This is a genomic window from Phocaeicola paurosaccharolyticus JCM 15092 (assembly GCF_000613805.1).
Classification (GTDB): Bacteria; Bacteroidota; Bacteroidia; order Bacteroidales; family Bacteroidaceae; genus Phocaeicola; species Phocaeicola paurosaccharolyticus.
The window spans coordinates 1-21,848 of sequence record NZ_BAJR01000044.1; the positions used below are offsets into that span (position 1 = coordinate 1).

Below are 21,848 nucleotides of genomic sequence, written 5' to 3' on the forward strand. Positions count from 1 at the left end.
TATTTTAAAAATATATACCCGTATAGTATTTAAACTTTATAAATTACTCTTTATAAAACTAAACTATAATTAAAGTGAAGCCGATATGCTTTTTGTATATTTGTTATTGGCTTAGAATTAAAATATAAATTTAAGTTTGGATATTTGCTTTTTGATTTTTCTTTTAAACTCATTCTTTTTTATCATTGACTTACCATTTTAATATAATATAAACATGATAGTTTGCAAAAAAGTGAAATAATTACTTTTGTGCAATTTTAATGGAAAAGGAGATTAGATTATGAAGATTATAAATAACGAACTTCTTTATTCTTTATCTATTCAAGCAAAGGAAAACAGCGTTTTAAGAGCGAGATACAACTTTCATAAGCCTGAGGATAGAAGATTGAACAGGACCCTTAATGTAATGGAAAAGGGGTGTGTAATGCCTGTCGAGTTTCAGGACAACGGAACTCTCACACTTATGGTTTTAAAAGGTAGAATAAAGGTAAATTTATATAACTCAGAGAAAGATATAACAGACGAAGTATTTCTAGATCCTAAACTAGGTAGCTATGGACTTGAGATTAGCGAGGGAAGATGGCATAACATAGAGGTACTCGATGATAATACAGTAGTTTTTGAAATAAAAACAACAGAAAAATGTGTGGAATAGTAGGATACATAGGAAAGCGTGAGGCTTATCCTATATTGATAAAGGGACTTCACAGGTTGGAGTACCGTGGATATGATAGTGCAGGAGTTGCAATTATCAGTAAAGAAATGAGGTTGAATGTCCTTAAAGCACAAGGTAAGGTCAGTGATCTGGAGAACGCAGCGCAAGGTAAAGATACATGTGGATCTCTTGGCATCGCGCATACAAGATGGGCTACTCATGGTATTCCATCTCAGGTAAATGCTCATCCACACTTATCACAGAGTGGTGAGATTACTCTGGTTCATAATGGTATAATCGAGAATTATGCTACATTAAGAGCACAGCTCTTAAGTAAAGGATATACATTCAAGAGTCAGACAGATACCGAGGTCTTGGTACAGCTCATAGAGTATATACAGAAGAAACATCATATAAACCTGACGACTGCTGTACGTATTGCCCTGAATAAGGTGATTGGTGCTTATGCAATAGTCGTTATAGATAGTAAGGAGCCGGACCTATTGGTTGTTGCCCGAAAATCTAGCCCACTAGTTATTGGTGTAGGAGAAGGCAACAATGAGTTCTTCGTAGGATCTGATGCTTCACCTATAGCAGAGTATACCAAGAAGATGATCTATCTCAAAGATGATGAGGTAGCTGAACTGACAAGAGGTGAGGAGGTAAAGATTACCACTCTTAATAACGATAAGGTTGATATCTGTATTCAGAATGTAGAGATGGACCTTGGTCAGCTTGACAAATCGGGCTATGCGCACTTCATGTTGAAGGAGATATTCGACCAACCCGACTGTATAACCGACTGCATGCGTGGCCGTCTGCTACTTGAATATAAGAAGATTGTATTGTCAGCAATAACCGATTATCGTGACAGACTTCTTAGTGCAAAGCGTTTTATAATTGTAAGCTGTGGTACCAGCTGGCATGCGGGACTTATAGGTAAACAACTTATTGAAGAGTTCTGCCGTATCCCTGTACATGTTGAATATGCCTCTGAGTTCCGTTACAGAAACCCTGTAATATTCAGCAATGATGTTGTTATTGCTATCTCTCAGAGTGGTGAAACTGCCGATACACTTGCAGCCATTGAGTTGGCTAAAAAGCATGGTGCTATGGTATTCGGTGTAGTAAATGCGGTAGGTTCTAGTATAGCAAGAAATACTGATACAGGTATATATACACATGTTGGCCCTGAAATAGGTGTTGCATCTACCAAAGCATTTACCGGTCAGGTTACTGTGTTGACACTGCTTGCTTCTGCACTTGCCAAGGAGATGAACAGGATTGATGACGAATATTTTACATCAATAATTAATGAGTTGTCAGCTATTCCTGATAAGATGCGTCTTGTCTTACAGAAGAATGATGAGATAGAGGTTCTCTCTAAGATATTTACCTATGCTCATAATTTCCTCTACTTAGGACGTGGATGGAACTATCCTGTAGCACTTGAAGGAGCATTGAAGTTGAAGGAGATTAGTTATATCCATGCAGAAGGTTATCCTGCAGCAGAGATGAAACATGGTCCTATTGCTCTTGTCGACTCTGAAATGCCTGTAGTCTTCATCGCTCCTCATCATGAACTTTATAAGAAGATTATAAGTAACATGCAGGAGGTAAAAGCAAGAAATGGTAATATCATTGCTATAGTAACCGAGGGTGATACAGAGGTTAAGCAGATTGCTAAGACGGTAATAGAGATACCAAATACATTACCATGCCTAACACCACTTCTTACATCCATTCCTCTTCAGCTGCTTGCATACCATGTAGCTGTCCAGAAAGGTTTGAATGTTGATCAGCCAAGAAATCTGGCAAAGAGTGTTACTGTAGAGTAGTTTCTATTTTTTTGATAGCTTCTCGTAGGCATCACATAGTCTTTCGTCATATTTGTTCTGCTTATAACTTACCCCGTTATAAAGCAGAGCAAAATCTGCCCATTTATGATTGTTCAGAAGTGGCATTATTCCTGCATTCTTTATGTAGTTTAATGAGAGACGTAACTGTGATGCCTCACTCTCATTCATTCTTTCCACAAACCTATCTATTGTGGGTTCATCACAAAGAGGATGGTTGAATCCCATTATCTGAAACATTCCCCAGCTTGTGGAACGTAGAGCGGCAATTCTGTTTATAGATAATGCCGTTGAAAGTCTTAGATATTCTGCTGTACCTCCACTATATTTACTTCTGTCCCAAGTGGGGTAGACTATATTACTATATTCTTCTGCATACAGTTCCGGATTTATGCCCTGTCTCTTCAGTTCTCTCCAGAATATATGTCCTTCGAATAGTATTGAAGCTCTTCCATTATCTAGAAAGCCCCCTTTACCTCCAGTCTCTACCTGACATAAAGCTTTTAATATTGTTGCATTTATATTATACTCTTGAGCGATCTCTTCAAAATCACTTTCAGAAAGTTTATTTGTATTTTTCATAATAACTCTGGGCTAACAATGTTTTGGATTAGAAAAATAGAATAACTCATATGATAAAGATAACCTTTTTTGTTGATAAACAAAAACAAATTTATTAATAATTAATTGATATAAATCAATAATATTAATTGATTATTAATCAATCATTCTCACGCTGTATGGAGCCTATATTTGTTTATTTTATTTGTAATAATATGTGTAATAATTATTATTTATGAAGAAAGAATGTGGGTAGACTATTGCTGTGAATCAGTGAAGACGAAAGCGAGGAGTGATGAGATATTAAATGGAGTTGGGATGCAAAAGTTCATTAATTTATGAACTTAGTTTTGTTTATATTTTTAAATACTGTATCTTTGAATCGATTAAAAACTAAATGAGCACTAAAGATTATAATAACAATGACTTAATTAATTACAGGTCACGACAAAAAATGATAGGGTATCAACTACTATAATTATTAAACAGCAAAAAGAAGTCACTATTAGTGACTTCTTTTTTGTATATTATTTTCTGACAAACAGGAATCCTGTTTTCATTCCATTGTATGATTTTGAGAGAGTGCTGATAGTAGACAGTGTACTATTTGATGACAGCGTAGATGCAGCCTGTAGGAATGTAAGAAGTTTAGATGTATCGAAGCTTATAGCCATCTCACTTGTTGATATAGTAGCATATGCATTTATGATATTTATTCCTAAAGAACTTGTAACAGTCAGCACATGAGTTTTGTTATCATATATATAAGTACCCTGATACTGTTTTCCTTTAAATGAGTAAGTACATGTGTTGTCTTTGTTGAATGCAAAAGAGATAACTCCTTGACTGATACCCAGCTTCTTGTAGTATGGATCAATCTTATTTACTATTGCCTGGCTAGCCAATGCACCACCAGCTTTTGCAAGCAGATTCTCACTATCAAACTGTATTGTCGGTTGTGTGTAAGTCCAAGTACCTACAATAGATGCTGAAGAGTTCATAGAGTTTGTCAACTGACCGATAAGTCCACTGATTGTGCTTCCGGCATTGATTGCTGTGTTAAGAGCCTGTCCTGTCTGATTGCCGTTTATAACATTCTGAGCTAAAGTACCCAAAAGAGCCTCTCCAAGTGAAGAGCCATCTGCAGAAGTAGCATTACTACCTGTTGCGCCACCGCAACTTGCCAATAAAATAGACATAGCTACAGGAACTATTAATTTAATTTTAGATTTTCTCATTATTCTATATTTTAAATTGTTTTATGAGCCATATCTTATGTTTCTTCTGCAAAGATAAAATTTACTTAGAAAAAATACCGCTTCATAGTTAAAATAAACTCAAAATCAGTTGATTCAATATAGTCAAAAGCAAACGAGCTGCTATTTTTATAATAGCTGCTCGTTTATGCATAATAGTTTGTTATCTTTTATCTCCAATACCAAAGCGTCCCCACTGTTCTTGTGGATAGTTGCTTTTAATGATACGTCGATATTCAAAAGAACGGTCTTTAAGCAGAGCCAAAGCATGATTTGCTTTCTTATGAATGCTCTTCTACAATTATGTTTGTTCTATTCTATGTGAACTCCTCCAGAAAGAGTTTTTTATCTCTCTGCGTACCTCTTTCCATGCCGGCATCTTCTTTAACTTTCTGCGAACAGGAGAATCCCACATTAATAGAAGCAAGAAGATAAACAGACATGCAATTATTGTCCATCCATATATCTGTTTAAGACTTATCTGCATTACTTGATCTGTAAATATTGACAATCGCTCATTCAGATGCAGCTGAGATTTAGAAATCTCTACACGGTCAATTATGCCTGAATATCTTGAAATGTTATCTGGTACATAGTATGACATGCCTTGTTTGTATGCTGCTGAACCTAAAACGCCTCCCACAACCATGTGTAACATCTGCAGAATACCGAGACTTTGGAAGAAGTGTGGAAAGCTGACTAATTCATGTAAACAGATAAGGAAGGTTACACTCATTATAGCATAGGCAAACCCTCTGAAGATAACCGGCAGAATGAGCTGGCTGAACTGTATGTCGCTACCTATGCTGAAGTACATGATTACCAGATATGCGAGTATTGAGAATAACCCAATTCCAATAAGGCGCAGATAATTGTACTCCTTTATATGAGTCCACCAATAACAGAATGCACATCCAATCCATACACCTGCCAAAGTTCCCCAGTCTAGTTTTACCGATACCGTCTCGTCGTAGTGTAATATCTCAGATAAAAAAATCTCCTCCAGCACATGTTCTGTGATCAGGAATGCTTCTGCTATGGTAATAACTATAAACACAGGAACTAATCTGTGATAAGTCCACATCTTCGGTTCAATATATGGATGGCGTATTGTTTTCATTCTCCATATTATCATACCCAATGTAGCCATTATGGTTATCAGTGACATACGCATTACTCGGCTGTTGAACCAGTCGTAATAATCACCATAAGTGAAGAAAAATGCGATCTGAACCAGCAATGCTGCCCATAATGCCATTCCCGCCCAATCGATACCAAACAGAGGAAACTTACGCATGAATCGGAAATCCTTTATACAAATTTTGATAAAGAGCAGATCAAGCAACATGATTCCGCAAACAAACCAATGCATATATGTCCAATGGTAATGATGGATAAAATGTACACACAGCAGATCAGATAGTTGCATGCTTCCCAAAATTACAATATTCAATATTGGGAAGAATACCGTAAAATCTCTTTTGGGTGTCATCCATAGTTGGATATTCGACATGCATTCAAAAGTACCTTGTATCTTACATATTCCACTGATAAAGCAGACTAACCATAACAGAGGCTTAAATGTAATATGAGGAACTGCTAAATTGCATATCAGAATTCCTGTAGCAGCTGCTGTCAGCAGTGTCTTATTTGTAAAGCGGAACTTCATGTGCAGTAACATGGGGAAGTAGATAGCCATACCTGCTAGATTACAGAAAAGGCACATCAATACATCTTCCATCATCATATCCATTGTCCCCATCATCTGACTGAGAGAACCCATATATACACCACCCGAAAATTGAAAGGTGGTAGCAATAATCAGATATATCCAAGGTTGTATTGCACGTGGAATCCCTTCACGATATTGTGGCATCATGAAGGGCCTATTTTTATGTTGACCTGACATAATCAATATTCCACTTCACATTCCACATTCAATCCGGCACGAAGATACTTTAACTCTTCTGCACTGTTTCCTTTCAGACTGATGCGTACAGGAACTCTCTGTTCTACTTTTACAAAATTTCCAGTAGCATTATCTTGCGGAACGAGTGAATATGAAGCACCAGTGGCTCTTGATATTGTTACTACCTTACCTTTATAAGTCGTATTTGGAACAGCATCTGCCTTTATCTCAACAACAGCTCCCTCCTTTATATTTGTCAGCTGTGTCTCGCGGAAATTGGCTATTACCCACATATCTTCCATATTGACTAAATCCACTAAAGTCTGTCCCGGCTGCACCAATTGCCCCTCCTGTATATCTTTGCGTCCTGTTATACCGTCGCTGGTTGCAACAATAGCTGTGTACGACAGATTTAGACGTGCCAACTCTACAGCTGCCTGTGCTAGTTTAATTGCAGCTTCATTTTGTAGCAGACGATGTATTTGCTCATTCTTTACAAGTGTAGTCGACTGTTTAGCGCGTGATACCTGTTCGTACCTTGCTTTAGCAGACTCATAAGCTGTCTTGACAAGGTCATACTGCTGTCTTGTGACAGCATCCTCTTTCAATAACCTCTCATATCTTGTCAGTTCACGTTCTGCGTTGTCCAACTGGACCTGAGCCTCACGAATACCTGCATCACTAACACTTAAATTGTTTGTTGTTGTAGCTATTCCCACAGTTGAAGCCTCTCTGCCTGCCAAAGCGTTTGCCAAATCTGCTTCTGCCTGAGCCAGACGAAGTCGTAGTTCTGTATCTTCTATTATTACCAGAGTGTCGCCCTTCTTAACCTCTTGGAATTCATCAAAACAAATTCTCTGAATAAATCCCTGTATACGTGTATTTATAGGGACGATATGTTGTTTGACCTGTGCGTTATCGGTATATTCCACATCTCCCAAATGAATAAATCGTGAACATACATAGCCGAACATACCAAGGAGGAAACTTATTATCAGTGCATTATAAATCACTTTTCTACTCTTTCTTGAAATCATATCTATTTTTGTTTTATGCGTATTAAAGCGTGTGAGTAATATATTTTATTTTGTAGTGGTTGTAAACGACATTTATTTTCGCATTTACAAGACCTAATTCTGCATCCAATTTCATATTGGCTGCATCCAGTAACTCAGTCAACAGTGCAAGTTCGTTTTCATAGCGGTTGCTCACCACTTTATAATTTTCATTAGCCAGTTCTCTGCTTTTCAGAGATGTCTGCAACTCTGTGTATGATGTCATCATCTCAATATATGAAGCATGTACAGCATTCTCTATCTCCTCGGATGCCAGTGAATGTTCCTCTTCTGCTCGACGTACAGATAATTTCGCACCTGAAATCTTTCTGCTATTCTTGAAAAGAGATGAGATATTATATTTCACCCCAACACCCACAAACCAATAATTGAAGTTCTTATTAATAGGAGGAACCTCAATTGTAATTGGACCGTTCATGTGGTTCTCAGCTACTAAGACCACTTTAGGCAGTTGTGCAGAACGCTCCAATTTCAGCTTACTGTTGCTCATATTTACAGATAGTTTTGCCTGTTCCAAACCTACGTTGGATTCTGTCGCTAATGTTTGCCAATCATTTTCTGATTGCGGTATTACAGCCTCAGATAGTAATGTGGAATCCGGAATGATCTCACTGTTCTCTGGTAAGTGCAGGGTGGTTACCATTTGATGATTCATAATCTGACGTGCATCCTGCACCTTAGCCAACTGCAGCTTTATCTTCTCCAATTGCAACTCATAACGTGTTATATCACTTTTCAGTGCAGTACCCTCTTTATGACGTGACATCATATTTGCTATGACCATCTTTGTGAGGTCGATGTTATTTTTAAATACCTGCTCCTGGTTATTTAGCTGGTATACATTCAGGTAATAACCAATCAATAGGAAGCGTATCTCTTGCTTGTTCTTCTGCATGTCCAGATTTGCCATTTGATTACCGAGTTCTGCCAAGGCAATAGCACTGTTTATGGCGCCACCAGCATATACAACTTGTGATGCTTGCAGTGAAAAGTTATTTCCGAAATGGGGAATAGGAGCGTTTTGCCCATTTTTAAAATCTCTGTCCCATATGCGCCCATTGCCTAAGTAACTTACTGAGGCTGATAGATCTATCTCGGGCAACCGTTGTGACTTGGCTGCCTTTACAGCCTCCAGAGCACTTCTGTACCTGTTGCATACGTCTTTATCCGTTGGCTATTCTCATCAGCCAAGCGAAACATTTCATCTATGTTCAAAGTGCGTTTTATTGCATTTTGGGCATAAATAGTCTGACTGCATAGCACTGCGTACAGCAATACTATGAGCCTAATAATTTTGCTCATAAATAAAAAAGGAAATTGTTAGTGAATAATGTCTTTTAATATATTGAACAATGCCTAAAAGAGAACAGCGACTCCCCAGCTATGGAAGTCGTGCATCTTGTTGTCAGAACGAGTCGTATTTATTTGATATGGCTGGTTGTTCATATACATTGATTGAAAATTTGCGTGCAAAAGTAAACTTTTATTTATTCACTTGTAACACTACAAATAGAAGAATTTGCAGTTTTTTAACATATCGGCACTCACTTCGGAATGGTTGTATGCATAGATATACAGAATCATAGTCGGCTGTTGATGTGATAATATAGTTTTATACTTTAGCTTAAGAATTTTTGAAACTTGAACAATAGTAAAGTTTGGACGGATTAATTCAGATAAATGAAAGAATATGCAGCCTATTTGTGTAATTAGGAAGTTATGCCATCGTTAGCGCAGATTAATTCCGAGACATGCAATAGTATTCCGAAGCATTGCGTGTTGAGTAAGTGATGACCCCACTTGAGGTTGCTGGATTTAGATATACTCGGTTTAGAAGTCAAGTGTCAGCTGCAGATATTCATTAGGGTAACTCTTGGGCTTGTAGATAGAATTTGAGATGCAGACTCCTAAGAGTCTGATTGGATTCGCTTCATAAGGAATAGATTTCAGAATCTCCTTTGCAACAGATAAAATTTCCTCTCTATACAGATATGGACAACTACAGCTTAAGGAGCGAGTTATCTGTTTAAAATCATGAAACTTGACTTTTAAAGTAAAGGTATGTCCACGGAAATCGGCTTTTTCCAGTCGTTCCTCTAAATTTCTTGCTAAATAGTTTAGAAGACTGTAAATCTCTTCGGTGTTGCAGGTATCTTTCTCAAATGTAAGTTCACAACCTACGGACTTACGCTGTCTGAATGGTTCTAAAGGACTGTTATCAATTCCATTAGACAAATCGTGGTATACTCTGCCCATTCTACCAAATTCACGACTAAGTATCTGTAATGGCATATTTTGTAGTTGCTCTCCCTTAAATATGCCAAGATTATGCATTTTCTTGGTTGTAACAGGACCGATGCCCCAAATCTTATCCACGTCAAGATTTGAAATGAATTTTGCCGCTTTAGTTGGATGAATGACATAAAGTCCATCGGGCTTCTTCCAGTCCGAAGCAATCTTAGCTAGGAACTTGCAGTAGGAGACTCCTGCCGATGCAGTCAGATTTAATCTCTCTCTTATCTTCTGTTTTATCTCTTTAGCTATATCGACAGCATAGAGTTTACCCGCTTTATTCTCGGTTACATCCAGAAAAGCCTCATCTATGGATATAGGTTCTATAATATCAGTATATTCCTGAAAGATTTCATAGATCTGTTTGGACACAGCCTCATACTTTTCATAGTTTGTATCAATAAAGATAAGCTCCGGACATTTACGTCGTGCAACAGATGATGGCATAGCCGAATGAATACCAAATTTACGTGCCTCATAGCTGGCTGTAGCAACCACACCTCTGTTTCCGGAATAGCCCACAGCAATAGGTTTGTTGCGCAACTCCGGATTATCCCTCTGTTCAACAGATGCAAAAAATGCATCCATATCGATATGGATTATCTTTCGGTAATTGTTGTGAGGCACATTAGTATTCATAATCTCGGTTTTTCAAACCCTCTCGCCGATTAGTTAAGGTCGCTGGCGGGAGGGTTTGTTAATTATTTAGTTTTACTACGATACTTACTAGCACAACTTGTTAATGTTGTCGGCGAGAAAGTCCAGCTAATTATTAAGTTTGCCCTTACCTATTCTCATGAATCATTCAGTTCGTCTTCATGAGAGCATGGCTATTTATTTAGTTTCACTATCATCTTCTTTCCTTTATAAACCAGAGAGATAGTTTTGTTGCCTTCACTGCCATCGACAAGAGTGATCTTTACAGGTATAGCCTTGTTCATACCATCAAATTTACCCTCTCTCTTACCAATCTCCAACTCTCCACTCTTATCATTCCATCTTATCTTTACAACAGATGATTCACCACTCTTGTAGGCAAAGTCCACTCCGTTGTCGCTGTAAATCTTAGTAGAGGCATCAGCGCCAGGATAAACCCTTATCTCCAATGAGGATGAGTTGAGTTCAACAGTCGATTTCATCTTGTCGGCAAGAGTTATTATACTTCCTCCCTTAACATAGACAGGAATATCCTCCAACTCAACCTTTCTTTTTATGGTTTTTCCTCCATCATACTTGGTGCCGTTCCAGAAGTCGAACCATCCGGCTCTGTTCTCAGGCAGATAAACTTGCCACTCTTTTACATCCTCCTTGACAACAGGAGCAACAAGCATTGATGGTCCGAACATATACTCATATTTCTGTTCAAGAGCCTTTTTGTCGCCTGTGAATTCCATCATCAGCGTGCGCATCATGTTTCCGCCGTTTTCTGTTATTTCGTGAGCCTGATTATAGATATATGGCATCATACTGTATCGCAGGTCCAGATATTTATGAGCTATTTTCTCTACCTCCGGACCATAGTTCCAGAACTCTGTATTCGACATATATCCGTGTACACGCATCATAGGCAGGAATGCAGATATCTGCAGCCATCTAATGAATCTCTCATGATAAACTTTATCATTGTATTGGTTCTGTGGGCGGAAGAATCCACCAGCATCGAAAGTCCACCAGGGAAGTCCCGATGATATAAGTCCCAGACCGGCTGTAAGCTGTCTTCTCAGTGTCTCGAAGTCGTTGCCCACATCACCCGACCATACAGCAGCACCATAGCGCTGTATTCCCGAGAAACCGCAACGGGTAAGTATCATAGCTCTTTTGTTGGGCTCATCTTTCAGTGATCCCTCGTAGACAGTACGGTTTACGAAGAGTGAGAATATATTTCTATAAATTTCTCCCGGCATACTCTTATTTGCTATAGCTCTTTCCTCCAGGTCATCATTCTCCGGCTCAGTGGCATCCTGCCACCATGCATCTATTCCGTAAGGTTTGAGAAGTCGTTTGCTGAAGTTGTTCCAATACTCCTCTGCTGCTTTAGGGTTGAAAAAGTCTACCCAGGTGGTGTTGGGAATGAAATAACCCTTTGCAGCCATCTCTTTTCCCACTTCACTGTTAAGATCAATCTTCGACCATACAGAGAGCATGAAGCGTATATTATCCGCGTGCAACTTATCTATCATCACCTTTGGATCAGGATAAGCTTTCGAGTCAAATTTCATCGCATTCCATCCGTTGTTACCCCAATATTGCCAGTCCTGTACAATCATGTCGATGGGGTAGTTCTCCTTCCTGAATCGTTCTGCAGTCTTCAATATCTCATCCTGTGAGTGGAAACGTTCACGGCAATGAATATATCCCAAAGCCCAAACAGGCATCAGTGGAGCCTCTCCGGTCACTTCTCTGTATGATGATATCATCTCGTTGGGTGTTCCTGCATATATGGTGAAGTCAACAGCCTCTGCCACTGGAGAAGAGAATGTTGTGGTATTATCTACCTTCCTGAAGAAAAGTATTGGAGAGTCATTCTTGTCGGTAACAGAATAGAGCTTATGGATACCCTTTTTCAGATAGCATATTGCCGATGTGGTAGGTGGCAGCCAGATATTATGCATATCTATCACTGTATCGTCATCTATGATAAGGCTGTGCGAGCGTGCCATCTTCTGTCCCATATCCAGCAGCAGTGCGTAATTCCCATCCTCCTCTATATTCAACTCTCCCTGGAAACTGTTAGATAGGATCTCCGCCTTACCATTTCCCTCGCTTGTTGTCTGGTCGACTACACTCTTCTTCGCCGCAGAGTTGTTGCGTACCAGTGCCACACTGTTGCCACATGGGTTGTACTCAGTCAGTCCGTAGTTGTTCCATTGAACTCCGAAACCTCTGTCCGATAGTATCATAGGAACAGATATCTGAGTATTTACCTGCGTAAGCCTTCTGGACAATCCTCTCACATTGAGGTATCCGTCCTGAAATTCACCAAGTCCGTTTATGAACTCATCTTGTGGTGAGAAGAAGGAGAGTTGTGCCATCTGAGTTCTCTTTCCATGTATCTCAGAATCGGTGAGCGACATATTAACTTTGTTGAAGATAATCTCACCTTTACTATTTTTGATTACAAGAGCTCCGTTACTACGGTTAACCTCAACAGTCATATTGTCGATTGCGATAGAGAGCATCTCTCCGTTATTCGACAGAGCATATTTTACATTTTTACTATTTCCCAGATATACATATTCGGGCAACTTTTCCGACTTCCCGTTTGTCAGCTGAAAGCGTACTGCCCTTTGCGACATAGGAGTTATTGTGAGAGTACCCTGCGGAAGAGAGACCGCAATCTCTTTTTCGGCAGCATTGATCTTTTGCGCAGAGAGCATTAGCAATAGTGCTGAACAAAAGATAATTAAAATGTTTTTCATAACGGTATTATAGATTTATGTTTTTCTATCGCGTGCTGTTGCGTATCTCCAGGTTACTGTTTACCACCTCATGTTCTATATCCTCATTCCCTTCAATCTGTTGAAGCAGTAATTCGCATGCTCTGGTGCCCATCAATGTGGTGTTGTGCCTTATGGCAGTGAGCTTAGGTTCAACAAATTTGGCATGTACCTCATCAGTATAACCTATGAGTTGTATATCATCGGGTATCCTAAGGTTTCTGCTCTTTATCGCCTCCATAGCCGAGAATGCAAGTATGTCGTTCACAGCCAATATTGCATCGGGCGGGTTGGGAGAGTCAAGCAGTGCCAGCGTGTCAATAATCCCAGTGTTATATTCCATCTCATGACATATCACCAGCTGAGTGTCAATAGCTATCTTATTCTCCTTTAGTGCATTCAGATACCCATGTTTTCTCTGAGAAACTATATTCAACTTATTCGATCCTCCCAGAAAAGCAATTCTCTTAGCCCCCTTCTCTATGAGATATTTGGTAGCCCTGTATGCCGATCTCGAATCATTTGATGTCACTGTAGAGAACTTCTCAGGCAGACAAACCCTGTCATAAAGTACCACAGGAATACCCGATTCCTTGAGCTCCACGAAGTGATCATAGCTCTTTGTGCTCTGTGACACGCATGCTATTATACCGTCTACATGAAGGTTAAGCATATTCTGTATTGCAGTCTTCTCATTCTCGAATTTCTCATCCGATGATATGATTATGCTGAAATATCCATGCTCCTGTGCACACTTCTCTATACTTTTCAATATAGAAGAGAAGAAGTGTGTGGCTATGTCGGGTACAATGACACCAATTATATGAGGCGAATCGAAACGTAGGCTTATGGCAAAGGGATTTGGATGATAATTCATCTTCTTAGCCATCTCCTGTACTCTCTTGCGAAGGGCATCACTAACCCCCGGCAGACCCTTCAAGGCTCTGCATACTGATGGTACGGAAATTCCTAACTCTTTTGCTATCTCCTGTTGCGATATGTATTTCTTTTTGTCGTTTGCCATATGATTATAGGTATTCGCTACTAATATAATCAATAATTCGTTAGATAAAAGTATCCAATATTACACATATAACTATATTTAAAGCGTTTGACTGTTACGTAATCCATTACGTGATGTTTCACCTATGGCTGTTTCGGGAATATCGTATTATTATTCATTTTTGTCTTATTAATAGAAACATTAAAAATCTAAATACTATGAATCTAAGCAAACTTCTTGCAACGTTATTTCTGAGTAACTTATTAGTCTTCTCAGTTCAGGCTTCCGAAGAGGTTAAATCGCCCAATGGGAGATATTTTATTGATATAAATATCGAGTCTGGCAGACCATATTTAGTTATCAAGAACAAGAGCATAAAAGGTGAACTTCCACTTCAGAAGATTCGTCTTGGCCTTACCTTTCAGAATGCACAGTCTGATGAGTGGAAACTTACCGATCGTTCCGGTGTAGCAAAGCATAAGGATGACTATCAGATGATAACAGGTAAGAGAAGCCATTGCATCAATGAGGCTAATGTGAGAAGCTACACATTCCAATCCGATAAAAACATTATGAATGTGGAGGTGAGGGCATACAATGATGGAGTAGCTTTTCGTTATGTCGACAAAGATAGCACTCCAAAGATAACTGGAGAGAATACAGCATTCCTTATCAAAGAGGGAATGACTCGTTGGCAACAGATTTACGACGGTTTCGGATACGAGAACTTCTACGAGAAATGTACCGACGGCAAAGCGTTGAAGAATAGAAACAGAATAGCTAACCAGTGGGGCTATCCTATGCTGCTGAAATCTGATTCAGGCATCTACACACTTATTACCGAATCGAACATACGCCGTGGTGACTGCGCCTCACTACTTAACAATAAAGAGGCACTGGATGAGTATAAAGTTGAACGTGGCGATGTACGCTACAATAAGCTTATGCCTGCTTCATCACCATGGAGAGTACTTATCATCGGCTCACTTAGCGACATCGTCGAGTCTACACTCGTTACCGACCTTGCAGAACCAAGTCAGGCGAAAGATACGGATTGGATTAAGCCGGGTGCTGCATCATGGGTCTATTGGGCATACAACCATGGCTCAAAGGATTTCAAGATTGTAAAGGAGTTTATTGATCTTGCTGCCAAAATGAAATGGCCATATGTTCTCATTGACTGGGAATGGGATGTTATGCAGAATGGAGGCGATGTAGAGAAGGCAGTCAAGTATGCTCAATCATTAGGTGTGAAACCTATGCTTTGGTACAACTCACTTACCTCATGGAAAGGTCAGGGTGCACCGGGCACTAACCGTGACATATCCGACAAGGCATACCGTGAGAAGGAGTTTGCATGGCTCTCATCTCTTGGCGTTGCCGGAGTGAAGATCGACTTTTTCAAGGAAGATGGTTCCGATATCATGAACTACTACCAGGATCTAATGGAGTGTGCTGCTCGCAATCATCTCCTTATCAATTTCCATGGAGCGACTGTACCACGTGGCTGGAACAGAACCTATCCAAACTTGATGTCTGCCGAGGCTGTTTATGGTGCTGAGTATTATAACAATGACACTATATTGACACGCAGGGCAGCATGGCATAATTCCGTTCTTCCATTCACTCGTAATGTTGTAGGTTCTATGGACTATACTCCGGGAACCTTCACAGATACACAACATCCTCATAGCACAAGCGATGGCCATGAGCTCGCTTTGTCATTCCTTTTCGAATCGGCTTTACAGCATATGCCTGACCGTCCGTCAGCTTATGCCTCTCTTCCTCAGGAGGTACAGGCACTTCTTTCGGAGACACCTACAGCTTGGGATGATACAAAACTTCTTGGGGGTGAACCGGGTGAGAGTGTTGTTATGGCACGTAGAAAAGGTGATACCTGGTATATAGCCGGAATAAATGGAAAAGATACTCCTCAGAAAATAGCCATTGACCTTACGCCATTGAAGTTGAAGAGGGGAGATATATCTATATACAAAGATAAAGATTCTGAGAAGGGTCTTGAGGTAATAAAAATAGCAAAACTACATAAACAATACTCTGTAAACTGTATTGAAAGAGGTGGATTTGTTATGAAGATTTCAGAGTAAAAGAGTGACTAATTCGTTTTTTCTGTATTCTTCTCTATCAATGTCGCATTATTTATTTAAATGAAAAATGTTGCTCCGGGCAATTTGTTTCTCAAAAGGCTTTGCCTTATATTTGCCTGCCAATATTATAAAGTTATTACAATGGAGAATATAAAGGAGAGTTATCTGAAAAGGGTAGAAAAGTACACCTCTGAGGTGAGTCGTTTGAAAAGGCGCAGCACGTTTTTTGTTTTTGGCAAGATAACCTTCTTCATGGCCTTTCTCTTCTCCATCTATTCAGCCTATCCCCGTTTCACTCTCTCCGGCATCTTCCTTATGGTGCTCACCCTTGCTATATATCTCTTCGTTTACTGGTTGGATGTACGTTGCATGTCGCATATCGAACATATACGTAGGAAGAGGGCAGTCTGTCTTGACGAGATAAGCTATCTCGAGGGCAACTTCTCCATCTTCAATGACGGCAGCGACTATATCGATATCACTCACGAGTACTCATACGACCTTGATCTTTTTGGCCCCGATTCCCTCTTTGCCCGTATCAACGCAGTGTTACCAGGAGAGGAGAGAGGCTACTTGCCTACCGACTTACCCATCTCATCGATGAGCGTGAAGGCATCGAGTTCTGTCGTGATGCGGTGGAGGAGTTGAAGGGGTTGACCGACTGGCGCATAGATTTCCATTCACAGCCCTTCATAGAGGATCATCTTCAGGAGATGTCGCAATCAATCTTCAAGAAGAGGAAGATGAGCGGCTTTTTCAATCCTGTCATCTACTCTCTGTCGGTAATGATAACCCTGCTCTCGCTTATCCTGGGTTTGGCAGGTGTAATATCTATGACCCTCTTCGGATGTATGTTCTTCTTCCAGATTATCACTGCCACAATACTCTCACGCACCATCTCGCACTCCAACATGCATGCAGAGAAGTTGAAGAAGGAGTTCCGTGGTTACCACTATATACTTGACAAAATAAGCAGGCAGCAGTTCAAGTCACCTAAGTTGAATAGCCTGCACGACGAACTCTTCAACTCCGACAACAGCAGTAGCAAGGCATTTGGTGAACTCTCTGGCATACTCAATATGTTCGACCAGCGCAACAGCGAGTTCTCTTTTATCTTACTCAACGGTCTCTTCCTATACGACATATATGTGACAAGACGCTTCAACCGCTGGATAACAAGATACCTGCCACACATAGGCACATGGTGGAGTGCATAGCGCAGTTCGATATGCTTTCATCATTTGCCACATATGCATACAACAATCCATCCAATGTTAAGGCGGAGCTCATCGCTGATGAAGAGGGTAGCGATACCCTTATAGAAGCAAAGGAGATGTACCATCCCTTCCTATGGAGGAAGAGACCTGTAGCCAACGACTTCCTGCTCCATCGTGGCAACATATCAATCATCACTGGTGCAAATATGGCAGGCAAGAGCACCTTTCTCAGGACAGTGGGGGTGAACTATATCCTTGCATGCTGCGGAGCGCCTGTTTCTGCCAGCTCTTTCCGCTTCACTCTGGTATCGCTCTTCTCGAGCATGCGCACCACCGACAACCTCTCGAAAGATATATCATATTTTAATGCCGAGCTCATACGCTTAGGACAACTTCTCGACCATGTCAAGTCGCATAAGCATACACTGATTATCCTCGATGAGATTCTTAAGGGAACCAACTCTAAGGATAAGCTCGAGGGCTCGGTAATGTTCCTCAACGAGATCTCACGTCACAGTGTCACAGGTATCATTGCCACACACGACCTTGAACTCTCCAAACTTGAGCAGAGTGCCGGTGATATCTTTACCAATTATTGCTTCGAGATAGAGCTCTCCGAGGAGATAAAATACTCGTATAAGATAAGCCGAGGAGTGTCAAAGAACATGAATGCCACATATCTTTTGCGAAATATCCTGAAAAGAGTATAAAAAAGAGTCTTAGAAAGAAAAATTATTATAGTTTTGTGTGGCAAAAAAGTAAATTTCTTTTCTATGACCTCTCTTTCTATAAAGGCACTTACTATATTGGTATTATCACTCACGGCATTTCATGACTGTTACGCTCAAAGTGACTCCTTGCAGAGCTCATCAATACATCACCAGCTTGAGTTTAATGCTGCTCCAGCCTATCTCTTCCAGACCTCTGAGTTCTTCAAGGGTGCTAATCAGAAGCAGGAGCCTATAGACAACACAATCTCTTACCATCTCAAATACGGTTTTCGTTTTGCCGATGATAGCTATTTCGGTCGTCTATATCCTCATACCTATCAGGGTATAGGTCTCTCTCTGTCCGATTTTCACAACAATAACGAAATAGGTACTCCCGTCTCCATATATCTATTCCAGGGTTCACCCATCTGTTTCCTCTCACGTAACCTCTCAGTCGACTACGAGTGGAATTTCGGTGCCTCATTTGGTTGGAAGCAGTACGATGCAGATACTAACCCATACAATAATGTTGTAGGTTCCAGAATAAACGCATATATCAACCTGGGTTTTTACCTCAACTGGCAGATTGCTCGGAATGTTAAGTTCAAGTTAGGTGGCGATGCCACACACTTCTCCAATGGAAATACCAAATATCCCAATGGAGGTGTCAACTCCGTCTCTCTAAGAGGAGGCTTAGCCTATTGCTTTGACAGCTCATGCAGACCTGCATCTCCATCACGTTCAGCAGCCATATCACCCTTCAAACCATTCTTGAGTTATGAACTTATGATATATGGTGCAGCACGTTTCAAAGGTATCAACGAACAGCAATATCTTGTTCCCGGTCGCTTTGCCATTGTCGGCTTCAACTTTGCCCCTATGTATAGTGTCAACAGATACTTCAAGACAGGTCTCTCGTTAGATGGTGTATACGATGATTGTGCTAACCTTGAGAATCATGTGGCTGGAAGAAATGATGAAGATAATCTTATGTTCTACCGTCAGCCCTTCATGGAGCGTATTTCGCTTGGTCTCTCGGCTAGAGCAGAGTTCGTTATGCTATATTCTCCATCAATTTAGGACTTGGCAATGATATCCTATACCGTGGTGACAGCACTCGTGGATTCTACCAGACCCTTGCCCTTAAGACAAGTATATCACGCAACCTCTTCGTCAACATAGGATACCAGCTCAGTAAGTTCCATATACCAAAGAACCTGATGATTGGTGTTGGCTATCGCTTCCATAATAAGAGACAATAATAAGAGAGAGTAATAAAAAATATCTGGGAGAGTCTAAAAAGGCTCTCCCAGATATTTTACTATGACCTCCACCTCTCTTTTCAGGAAAGAGTGTCGGTTACGATTGTAACCTATCATCTGGAGCTCCTTGCAGAGCTCTTCATTGGCATTTATCCATCGGTAGAATGTCATCAAAGTAGAGTGGCTCGATGCCTTCCGGGACAGTAGAACGAAGCAAGTTCCAGTTTCGTGTAAGTTTTACTCTTAAATTCTTCCATCACATTAACGATTTTGTTCTAATAAATTTACCAATTTATATTTATATAAGCAACAAAAAGAGGGGAAATCTGACCACATTTTCTCATAAGTTAACATAAGTTGTCACAACAGTCGATATTGACACACAAAGGCTCACAATGCCAATTTAGGCTGTGTTATATTTGTAGGGTGATCACAAAGAAACAGTATTTTATTAACAACTTAAAAATTTACAATCATGTCAAAAAAAGTTCCTTACAAAGTAATTGGTCGTCACTCAATTCCTGGCGATAAAGATTCTCAGATTAAGTATTATGCATCAGTCAATGTAAGTGGTGATATGACCACAAACGAGATTGCTGAACGTATACAACTTGAGTCTACTCTAACTAAAGCCGATATACTGGCTGTACTTGCTGCACTTGAAAATGTAATCATAGATTCTTTGAGCAGTGGGCAGATAGTCCGTCTTGCCGATCTTGGAACATTGAGCGTAGGTCTGTCAAGTGATGGAACCGATCTGGAGAAGAACTTTACCTCCTCTCTCATAAAGGATGCTCACATCAAGTTCCGTGCCGGCAGGGCATTGAGATCCTTCCTCAAGAATCTTACCTATACCAAGCTTAATCCTCTCACTCCTGAGGTGGTTGAGGATACAGCTCCTGTTGCCGGTGGTGGCAATACAACTGCAGGTTAAATTGTAAACTGATAAATTAATAGTCTGAAATTATGGAAAAATTTCTTATCAAGCTTTTGGATATCTTGCTCTTGCTGTTGCGCATAAGGCGAAGAGCAAAAAGGCAGGATAATGAAAAAGATGGGGATGATGATCAGGAAAATCAAGATAATCAAGACTCCTCAGTCGAATAGTAAAAGAGGGACAGCAAAAAGCTGTCCCTCTTTTTGTTGCTTTTTATTTATATTTTTTATTTATTTGTTATGACAATAAAAAATAGCCTAAAATGCCTTACAGATTACTCTATATGTTGCCACTTTTTATTCTCTGTTCAACAAACTTTTTGTATGCTGAAGTGAAGAGATATGGTGTAATCTATCCGGAAGGGGTTACTACCCATCATCATGATCACGTACTTCTTATAATAGCTGTCATAATCGTTCTTTTCTTACTTTTTGCTATATATCGTCAGTTGTCACAGCTGAGAACCAATAAAGCAAAGCTGCAGAAGGATATATTAGAATTGGAATCTATGTCGGTGGTGATAGACAATATGCCTATACTCTATATGCAGGTGCAAGTAATCTGTACCCCCGAAGATCATAAATGTCTTGAACTTATATGTACCAAGCTGAATGCATATTCTGCATCCATAGGTCTCTCTCATGATGAGGTGATAGGCAAGAGCCTTTCATATATAGATCAATCCCTGAACGATGCCATCGTCAATATTGTAAACGATAATTTCCGCGAGAAGAAAGAGGCGGCATTTACCTTCTACTTCAAGAAGATAGATAAGTATTTCCAGATAACAAGGAGGACCTGCCACTATTCAAAAGAGAGATGACCAAGCTTCTTCAAGGAGTCATCAATAAGATGAGGGTGGAGGTGAGGCTTACCAGAATAATCGATGGTGAGAGTGTGGAGCGCTGGTGTGAGTTAATCAGTATTGTTGATAAGTACGATGAGAACAACAACCCTAAGTCTGTTATGGGATTATCGGTAGATATTGAAAATAGAAAGAGGAATGAACTTGAACTTATTAAAGCCAAGAACAGGGCGGAGGAGTCCAACAGACTTAAGTCAGCATTCCTGGCTAACATGAGTCATGAGATACGCACACCACTAAATGCAATAATAGGTTTTTCACAGGTCTTGGTCTCTCCATCTGTAGAACACTTGTTCAGAGGTTGGGTGGCACTATTGACGTCTCCTCAGCAGAGGGAAAAGGAGCAAAGTTCTGGTTTACACTTCCGCTGAAGTAACATCTAGAATAATAGAGAAAAAATAGTTTCTAAATTTGCAGAATTAAAAAAAGGTATACCTTTGCACTCGCTTTACAAAACGAGCATATTACAAAGACTAAATAAAACATTCGGGGTGTAGCGCAGTCCGGTTAGCGCACCTGCTTTGGGAGCAGGGGGTCGTGGGTTCGAATCCCGCTACCCCGACGAAAGAGAAATCCATTATTACTTAATGGATTTCTCTTTTTATATATCTCTTATAGAGGATTTTCCAATATATTATATTTTCTTTGTCTATATAAATTTAATATAATTAATGAAAAACCGTATTAATTCTATTATCTCTTTT

18 protein-coding genes, 1 tRNA gene and 3 pseudogenes are annotated in these 21,848 nt (G+C 39.9%); 13 read left to right on the plus strand and 9 right to left on the minus strand.

Translation table 11 applies throughout. From position 1 onward, the window contains the following. The first annotated feature begins 280 nt into the window (after nucleotides 1–280). The gene (locus tag JCM15092_RS13320; RefSeq protein WP_051532569.1) at nucleotides 281–655 is read left to right on the plus strand and encodes a WbuC family cupin fold metalloprotein; all 375 of its coding nucleotides are present in this window, start codon (nucleotides 281–283) and stop codon (nucleotides 653–655) included. Beyond that, nucleotides 643–2,493, plus strand: coding sequence for a glutamine--fructose-6-phosphate transaminase (isomerizing) (gene glmS, locus JCM15092_RS13325; RefSeq protein WP_024995087.1), 1,851 nt, complete (start codon nucleotides 643–645; stop codon nucleotides 2,491–2,493). The genes JCM15092_RS13320 and glmS overlap by 13 nt, the downstream gene beginning before the upstream one ends. Before the next feature lie 3 nt (nucleotides 2,494–2,496). Here glmS and JCM15092_RS13330 read toward each other — a convergent pair whose 3' ends face one another. The 8 genes and pseudogenes from JCM15092_RS13330 to JCM15092_RS16230 all read right to left on the minus strand — a co-directional run bounded on the left by JCM15092_RS13330 (nucleotide 2,497) and on the right by JCM15092_RS16230 (nucleotide 14,066). After that, nucleotides 2,497–3,093: an N-acetylmuramidase family protein gene (locus JCM15092_RS13330; RefSeq protein ID WP_024995088.1), complete on the minus strand. Its 597-nt coding sequence runs from the start codon at nucleotides 3,091–3,093 to the stop codon at nucleotides 2,497–2,499. A gap of 506 nt (nucleotides 3,094–3,599) precedes the next feature. Beyond that, nucleotides 3,600–4,310, minus strand: coding sequence for a lipocalin-like domain-containing protein (locus JCM15092_RS13335; protein ID WP_024995089.1), 711 nt, complete (start codon nucleotides 4,308–4,310; stop codon nucleotides 3,600–3,602). 319 nt (nucleotides 4,311–4,629) lie between these two features. Further along, a complete protein-coding gene (locus JCM15092_RS13340) occupies nucleotides 4,630–6,237 on the minus strand; it encodes an efflux MFS transporter permease (RefSeq protein WP_024995090.1) in 1,608 nt (535 codons plus the stop codon). Between the two features lie 2 nt (nucleotides 6,238–6,239). Next, nucleotides 6,240–7,274 (minus strand): HlyD family secretion protein, encoded by a 1,035-nt coding sequence (locus JCM15092_RS13345; RefSeq protein WP_024995091.1) that lies wholly within the window; start codon nucleotides 7,272–7,274, stop codon nucleotides 6,240–6,242. Nucleotides 7,275–7,296: 22 nt separating this feature from the next. Then, nucleotides 7,297–8,615 (minus strand): annotated as a pseudogene (locus tag JCM15092_RS16220) (TolC family protein). A 528-nt stretch (nucleotides 8,616–9,143) separates the two neighbouring features. Then, a complete protein-coding gene (gene dinB, locus JCM15092_RS16225; protein WP_034542055.1) occupies nucleotides 9,144–10,244 on the minus strand; it encodes a DNA polymerase IV in 1,101 nt (366 codons plus the stop codon). A gap of 191 nt (nucleotides 10,245–10,435) precedes the next feature. Further along, nucleotides 10,436–13,024, minus strand: a complete 2,589-nt coding sequence (locus tag JCM15092_RS13360; protein WP_024995092.1) for a glycoside hydrolase family 31 protein — start codon at nucleotides 13,022–13,024, stop codon at nucleotides 10,436–10,438. A gap of 25 nt (nucleotides 13,025–13,049) precedes the next feature. Next, nucleotides 13,050–14,066, minus strand: coding sequence for a LacI family DNA-binding transcriptional regulator (locus JCM15092_RS16230; RefSeq protein ID WP_034542057.1), 1,017 nt, complete (start codon nucleotides 14,064–14,066; stop codon nucleotides 13,050–13,052). A gap of 197 nt (nucleotides 14,067–14,263) precedes the next feature. Between JCM15092_RS16230 and JCM15092_RS13370 the strand changes: the two genes are divergently transcribed. The 5 genes and pseudogenes from JCM15092_RS13370 (at nucleotide 14,264) to JCM15092_RS16245 (ending at nucleotide 19,342) form a co-directional block, all read left to right on the plus strand. Further along, a complete protein-coding gene (locus JCM15092_RS13370; protein WP_024995093.1) occupies nucleotides 14,264–16,153 on the plus strand; it encodes a glycoside hydrolase family 97 protein in 1,890 nt (629 codons plus the stop codon). Between the two features lie 141 nt (nucleotides 16,154–16,294). Then, the gene (locus tag JCM15092_RS16235) at nucleotides 16,295–16,801 is read left to right on the plus strand and encodes a hypothetical protein (protein WP_034542059.1); all 507 of its coding nucleotides are present in this window, start codon (nucleotides 16,295–16,297) and stop codon (nucleotides 16,799–16,801) included. Further along, nucleotides 16,789–17,370: a hypothetical protein gene (locus tag JCM15092_RS16705; RefSeq protein ID WP_148296667.1), complete on the plus strand. Its 582-nt coding sequence runs from the start codon at nucleotides 16,789–16,791 to the stop codon at nucleotides 17,368–17,370. The genes JCM15092_RS16235 and JCM15092_RS16705 overlap by 13 nt, the downstream gene beginning before the upstream one ends. Further along, nucleotides 17,355–18,080 (plus strand): MutS-related protein, encoded by a 726-nt coding sequence (locus JCM15092_RS16710; protein ID WP_084488557.1) that lies wholly within the window; start codon nucleotides 17,355–17,357, stop codon nucleotides 18,078–18,080. The genes JCM15092_RS16705 and JCM15092_RS16710 overlap by 16 nt, the downstream gene beginning before the upstream one ends. 63 nt (nucleotides 18,081–18,143) lie before the next feature. After that, nucleotides 18,144–19,342 (plus strand): annotated as a pseudogene (locus JCM15092_RS16245) (acyloxyacyl hydrolase). 33 nt (nucleotides 19,343–19,375) lie between these two features. Here JCM15092_RS16245 and JCM15092_RS17710 read toward each other — a convergent pair. Continuing rightward, on the minus strand, nucleotides 19,376–19,513 hold the full coding sequence (locus JCM15092_RS17710; RefSeq protein ID WP_235782374.1) for a DUF4248 domain-containing protein: 138 nt from the start codon (nucleotides 19,511–19,513) through the stop codon (nucleotides 19,376–19,378). Between the two features lie 304 nt (nucleotides 19,514–19,817). On the opposite strand from JCM15092_RS17710, the gene JCM15092_RS13390 reads away from it, so the two are divergent. From JCM15092_RS13390 to JCM15092_RS13410, 6 genes and pseudogenes are all read left to right on the plus strand, one after another. Further along, complete coding sequence (locus JCM15092_RS13390) at nucleotides 19,818–20,276, plus strand: HU family DNA-binding protein (RefSeq protein ID WP_024995094.1); 459 nt, start codon at nucleotides 19,818–19,820, stop codon at nucleotides 20,274–20,276. 32 nt (nucleotides 20,277–20,308) lie between these two features. Continuing rightward, nucleotides 20,309–20,449 carry a hypothetical protein gene (locus JCM15092_RS17270; protein WP_159101406.1) on the plus strand — a complete coding sequence of 47 codons (141 nt, stop codon included), beginning with the start codon at nucleotides 20,309–20,311 and terminating at the stop codon, nucleotides 20,447–20,449. Nucleotides 20,450–20,541: 92 nt separating this feature from the next. Next, a complete protein-coding gene (locus JCM15092_RS13400; RefSeq protein WP_024995095.1) occupies nucleotides 20,542–21,102 on the plus strand; it encodes a hypothetical protein in 561 nt (186 codons plus the stop codon). 143 nt (nucleotides 21,103–21,245) lie between these two features. Further along, nucleotides 21,246–21,407, plus strand: a pseudogene (locus JCM15092_RS18040) (histidine kinase dimerization/phospho-acceptor domain-containing protein); the annotation flags it as partial. 38 nt (nucleotides 21,408–21,445) lie between these two features. Further along, entirely contained in the window at nucleotides 21,446–21,520 is a 75-nt protein-coding gene (locus JCM15092_RS17720) for a hypothetical protein (protein WP_235782375.1), read from the plus strand. A 111-nt stretch (nucleotides 21,521–21,631) separates the two neighbouring features. Then, nucleotides 21,632–21,706, plus strand: a tRNA-Pro gene (locus JCM15092_RS13410). Nucleotides 21,707–21,848: the final 142 nt, after the last annotated feature.

Excerpts from the sequence above, each read along its gene's own strand:
- JCM15092_RS13320 (WP_051532569.1), top strand. The coding sequence starts at position 281 with ATGAAGATTATAAATAACGAACTTCTTTATTCTTTATCTATTCAAGCA.
- glmS (WP_024995087.1), top strand. The coding sequence starts at position 643 with ATGTGTGGAATAGTAGGATACATAGGAAAGCGTGAGGCTTATCCTATA.
- JCM15092_RS13330 (WP_024995088.1), bottom strand. The coding sequence starts at position 3,093 with ATGAAAAATACAAATAAACTTTCTGAAAGTGATTTTGAAGAGATCGCT.
- JCM15092_RS13335 (WP_024995089.1), bottom strand. The coding sequence starts at position 4,310 with ATGAGAAAATCTAAAATTAAATTAATAGTTCCTGTAGCTATGTCTATT.
- JCM15092_RS13340 (WP_024995090.1), bottom strand. The coding sequence starts at position 6,237 with ATGTCAGGTCAACATAAAAATAGGCCCTTCATGATGCCACAATATCGT.
- JCM15092_RS13345 (WP_024995091.1), bottom strand. The coding sequence starts at position 7,274 with ATGATTTCAAGAAAGAGTAGAAAAGTGATTTATAATGCACTGATAATA.
- dinB (WP_034542055.1), bottom strand. The coding sequence starts at position 10,244 with ATGAATACTAATGTGCCTCACAACAATTACCGAAAGATAATCCATATC.
- JCM15092_RS13360 (WP_024995092.1), bottom strand. The coding sequence starts at position 13,024 with ATGAAAAACATTTTAATTATCTTTTGTTCAGCACTATTGCTAATGCTC.
- JCM15092_RS16230 (WP_034542057.1), bottom strand. The coding sequence starts at position 14,066 with ATGGCAAACGACAAAAAGAAATACATATCGCAACAGGAGATAGCAAAA.
- JCM15092_RS13370 (WP_024995093.1), top strand. The coding sequence starts at position 14,264 with ATGAATCTAAGCAAACTTCTTGCAACGTTATTTCTGAGTAACTTATTA.
- JCM15092_RS16235 (WP_034542059.1), top strand. The coding sequence starts at position 16,295 with ATGGAGAATATAAAGGAGAGTTATCTGAAAAGGGTAGAAAAGTACACC.
- JCM15092_RS16710 (WP_084488557.1), top strand. The coding sequence starts at position 17,355 with ATGGTGGAGTGCATAGCGCAGTTCGATATGCTTTCATCATTTGCCACA.
- JCM15092_RS17710 (WP_235782374.1), bottom strand. The coding sequence starts at position 19,513 with ATGACATTCTACCGATGGATAAATGCCAATGAAGAGCTCTGCAAGGAG.
- JCM15092_RS13390 (WP_024995094.1), top strand. The coding sequence starts at position 19,818 with ATGTCAAAAAAAGTTCCTTACAAAGTAATTGGTCGTCACTCAATTCCT.
- JCM15092_RS17270 (WP_159101406.1), top strand. The coding sequence starts at position 20,309 with ATGGAAAAATTTCTTATCAAGCTTTTGGATATCTTGCTCTTGCTGTTG.
- JCM15092_RS13400 (WP_024995095.1), top strand. The coding sequence starts at position 20,542 with ATGCCTTACAGATTACTCTATATGTTGCCACTTTTTATTCTCTGTTCA.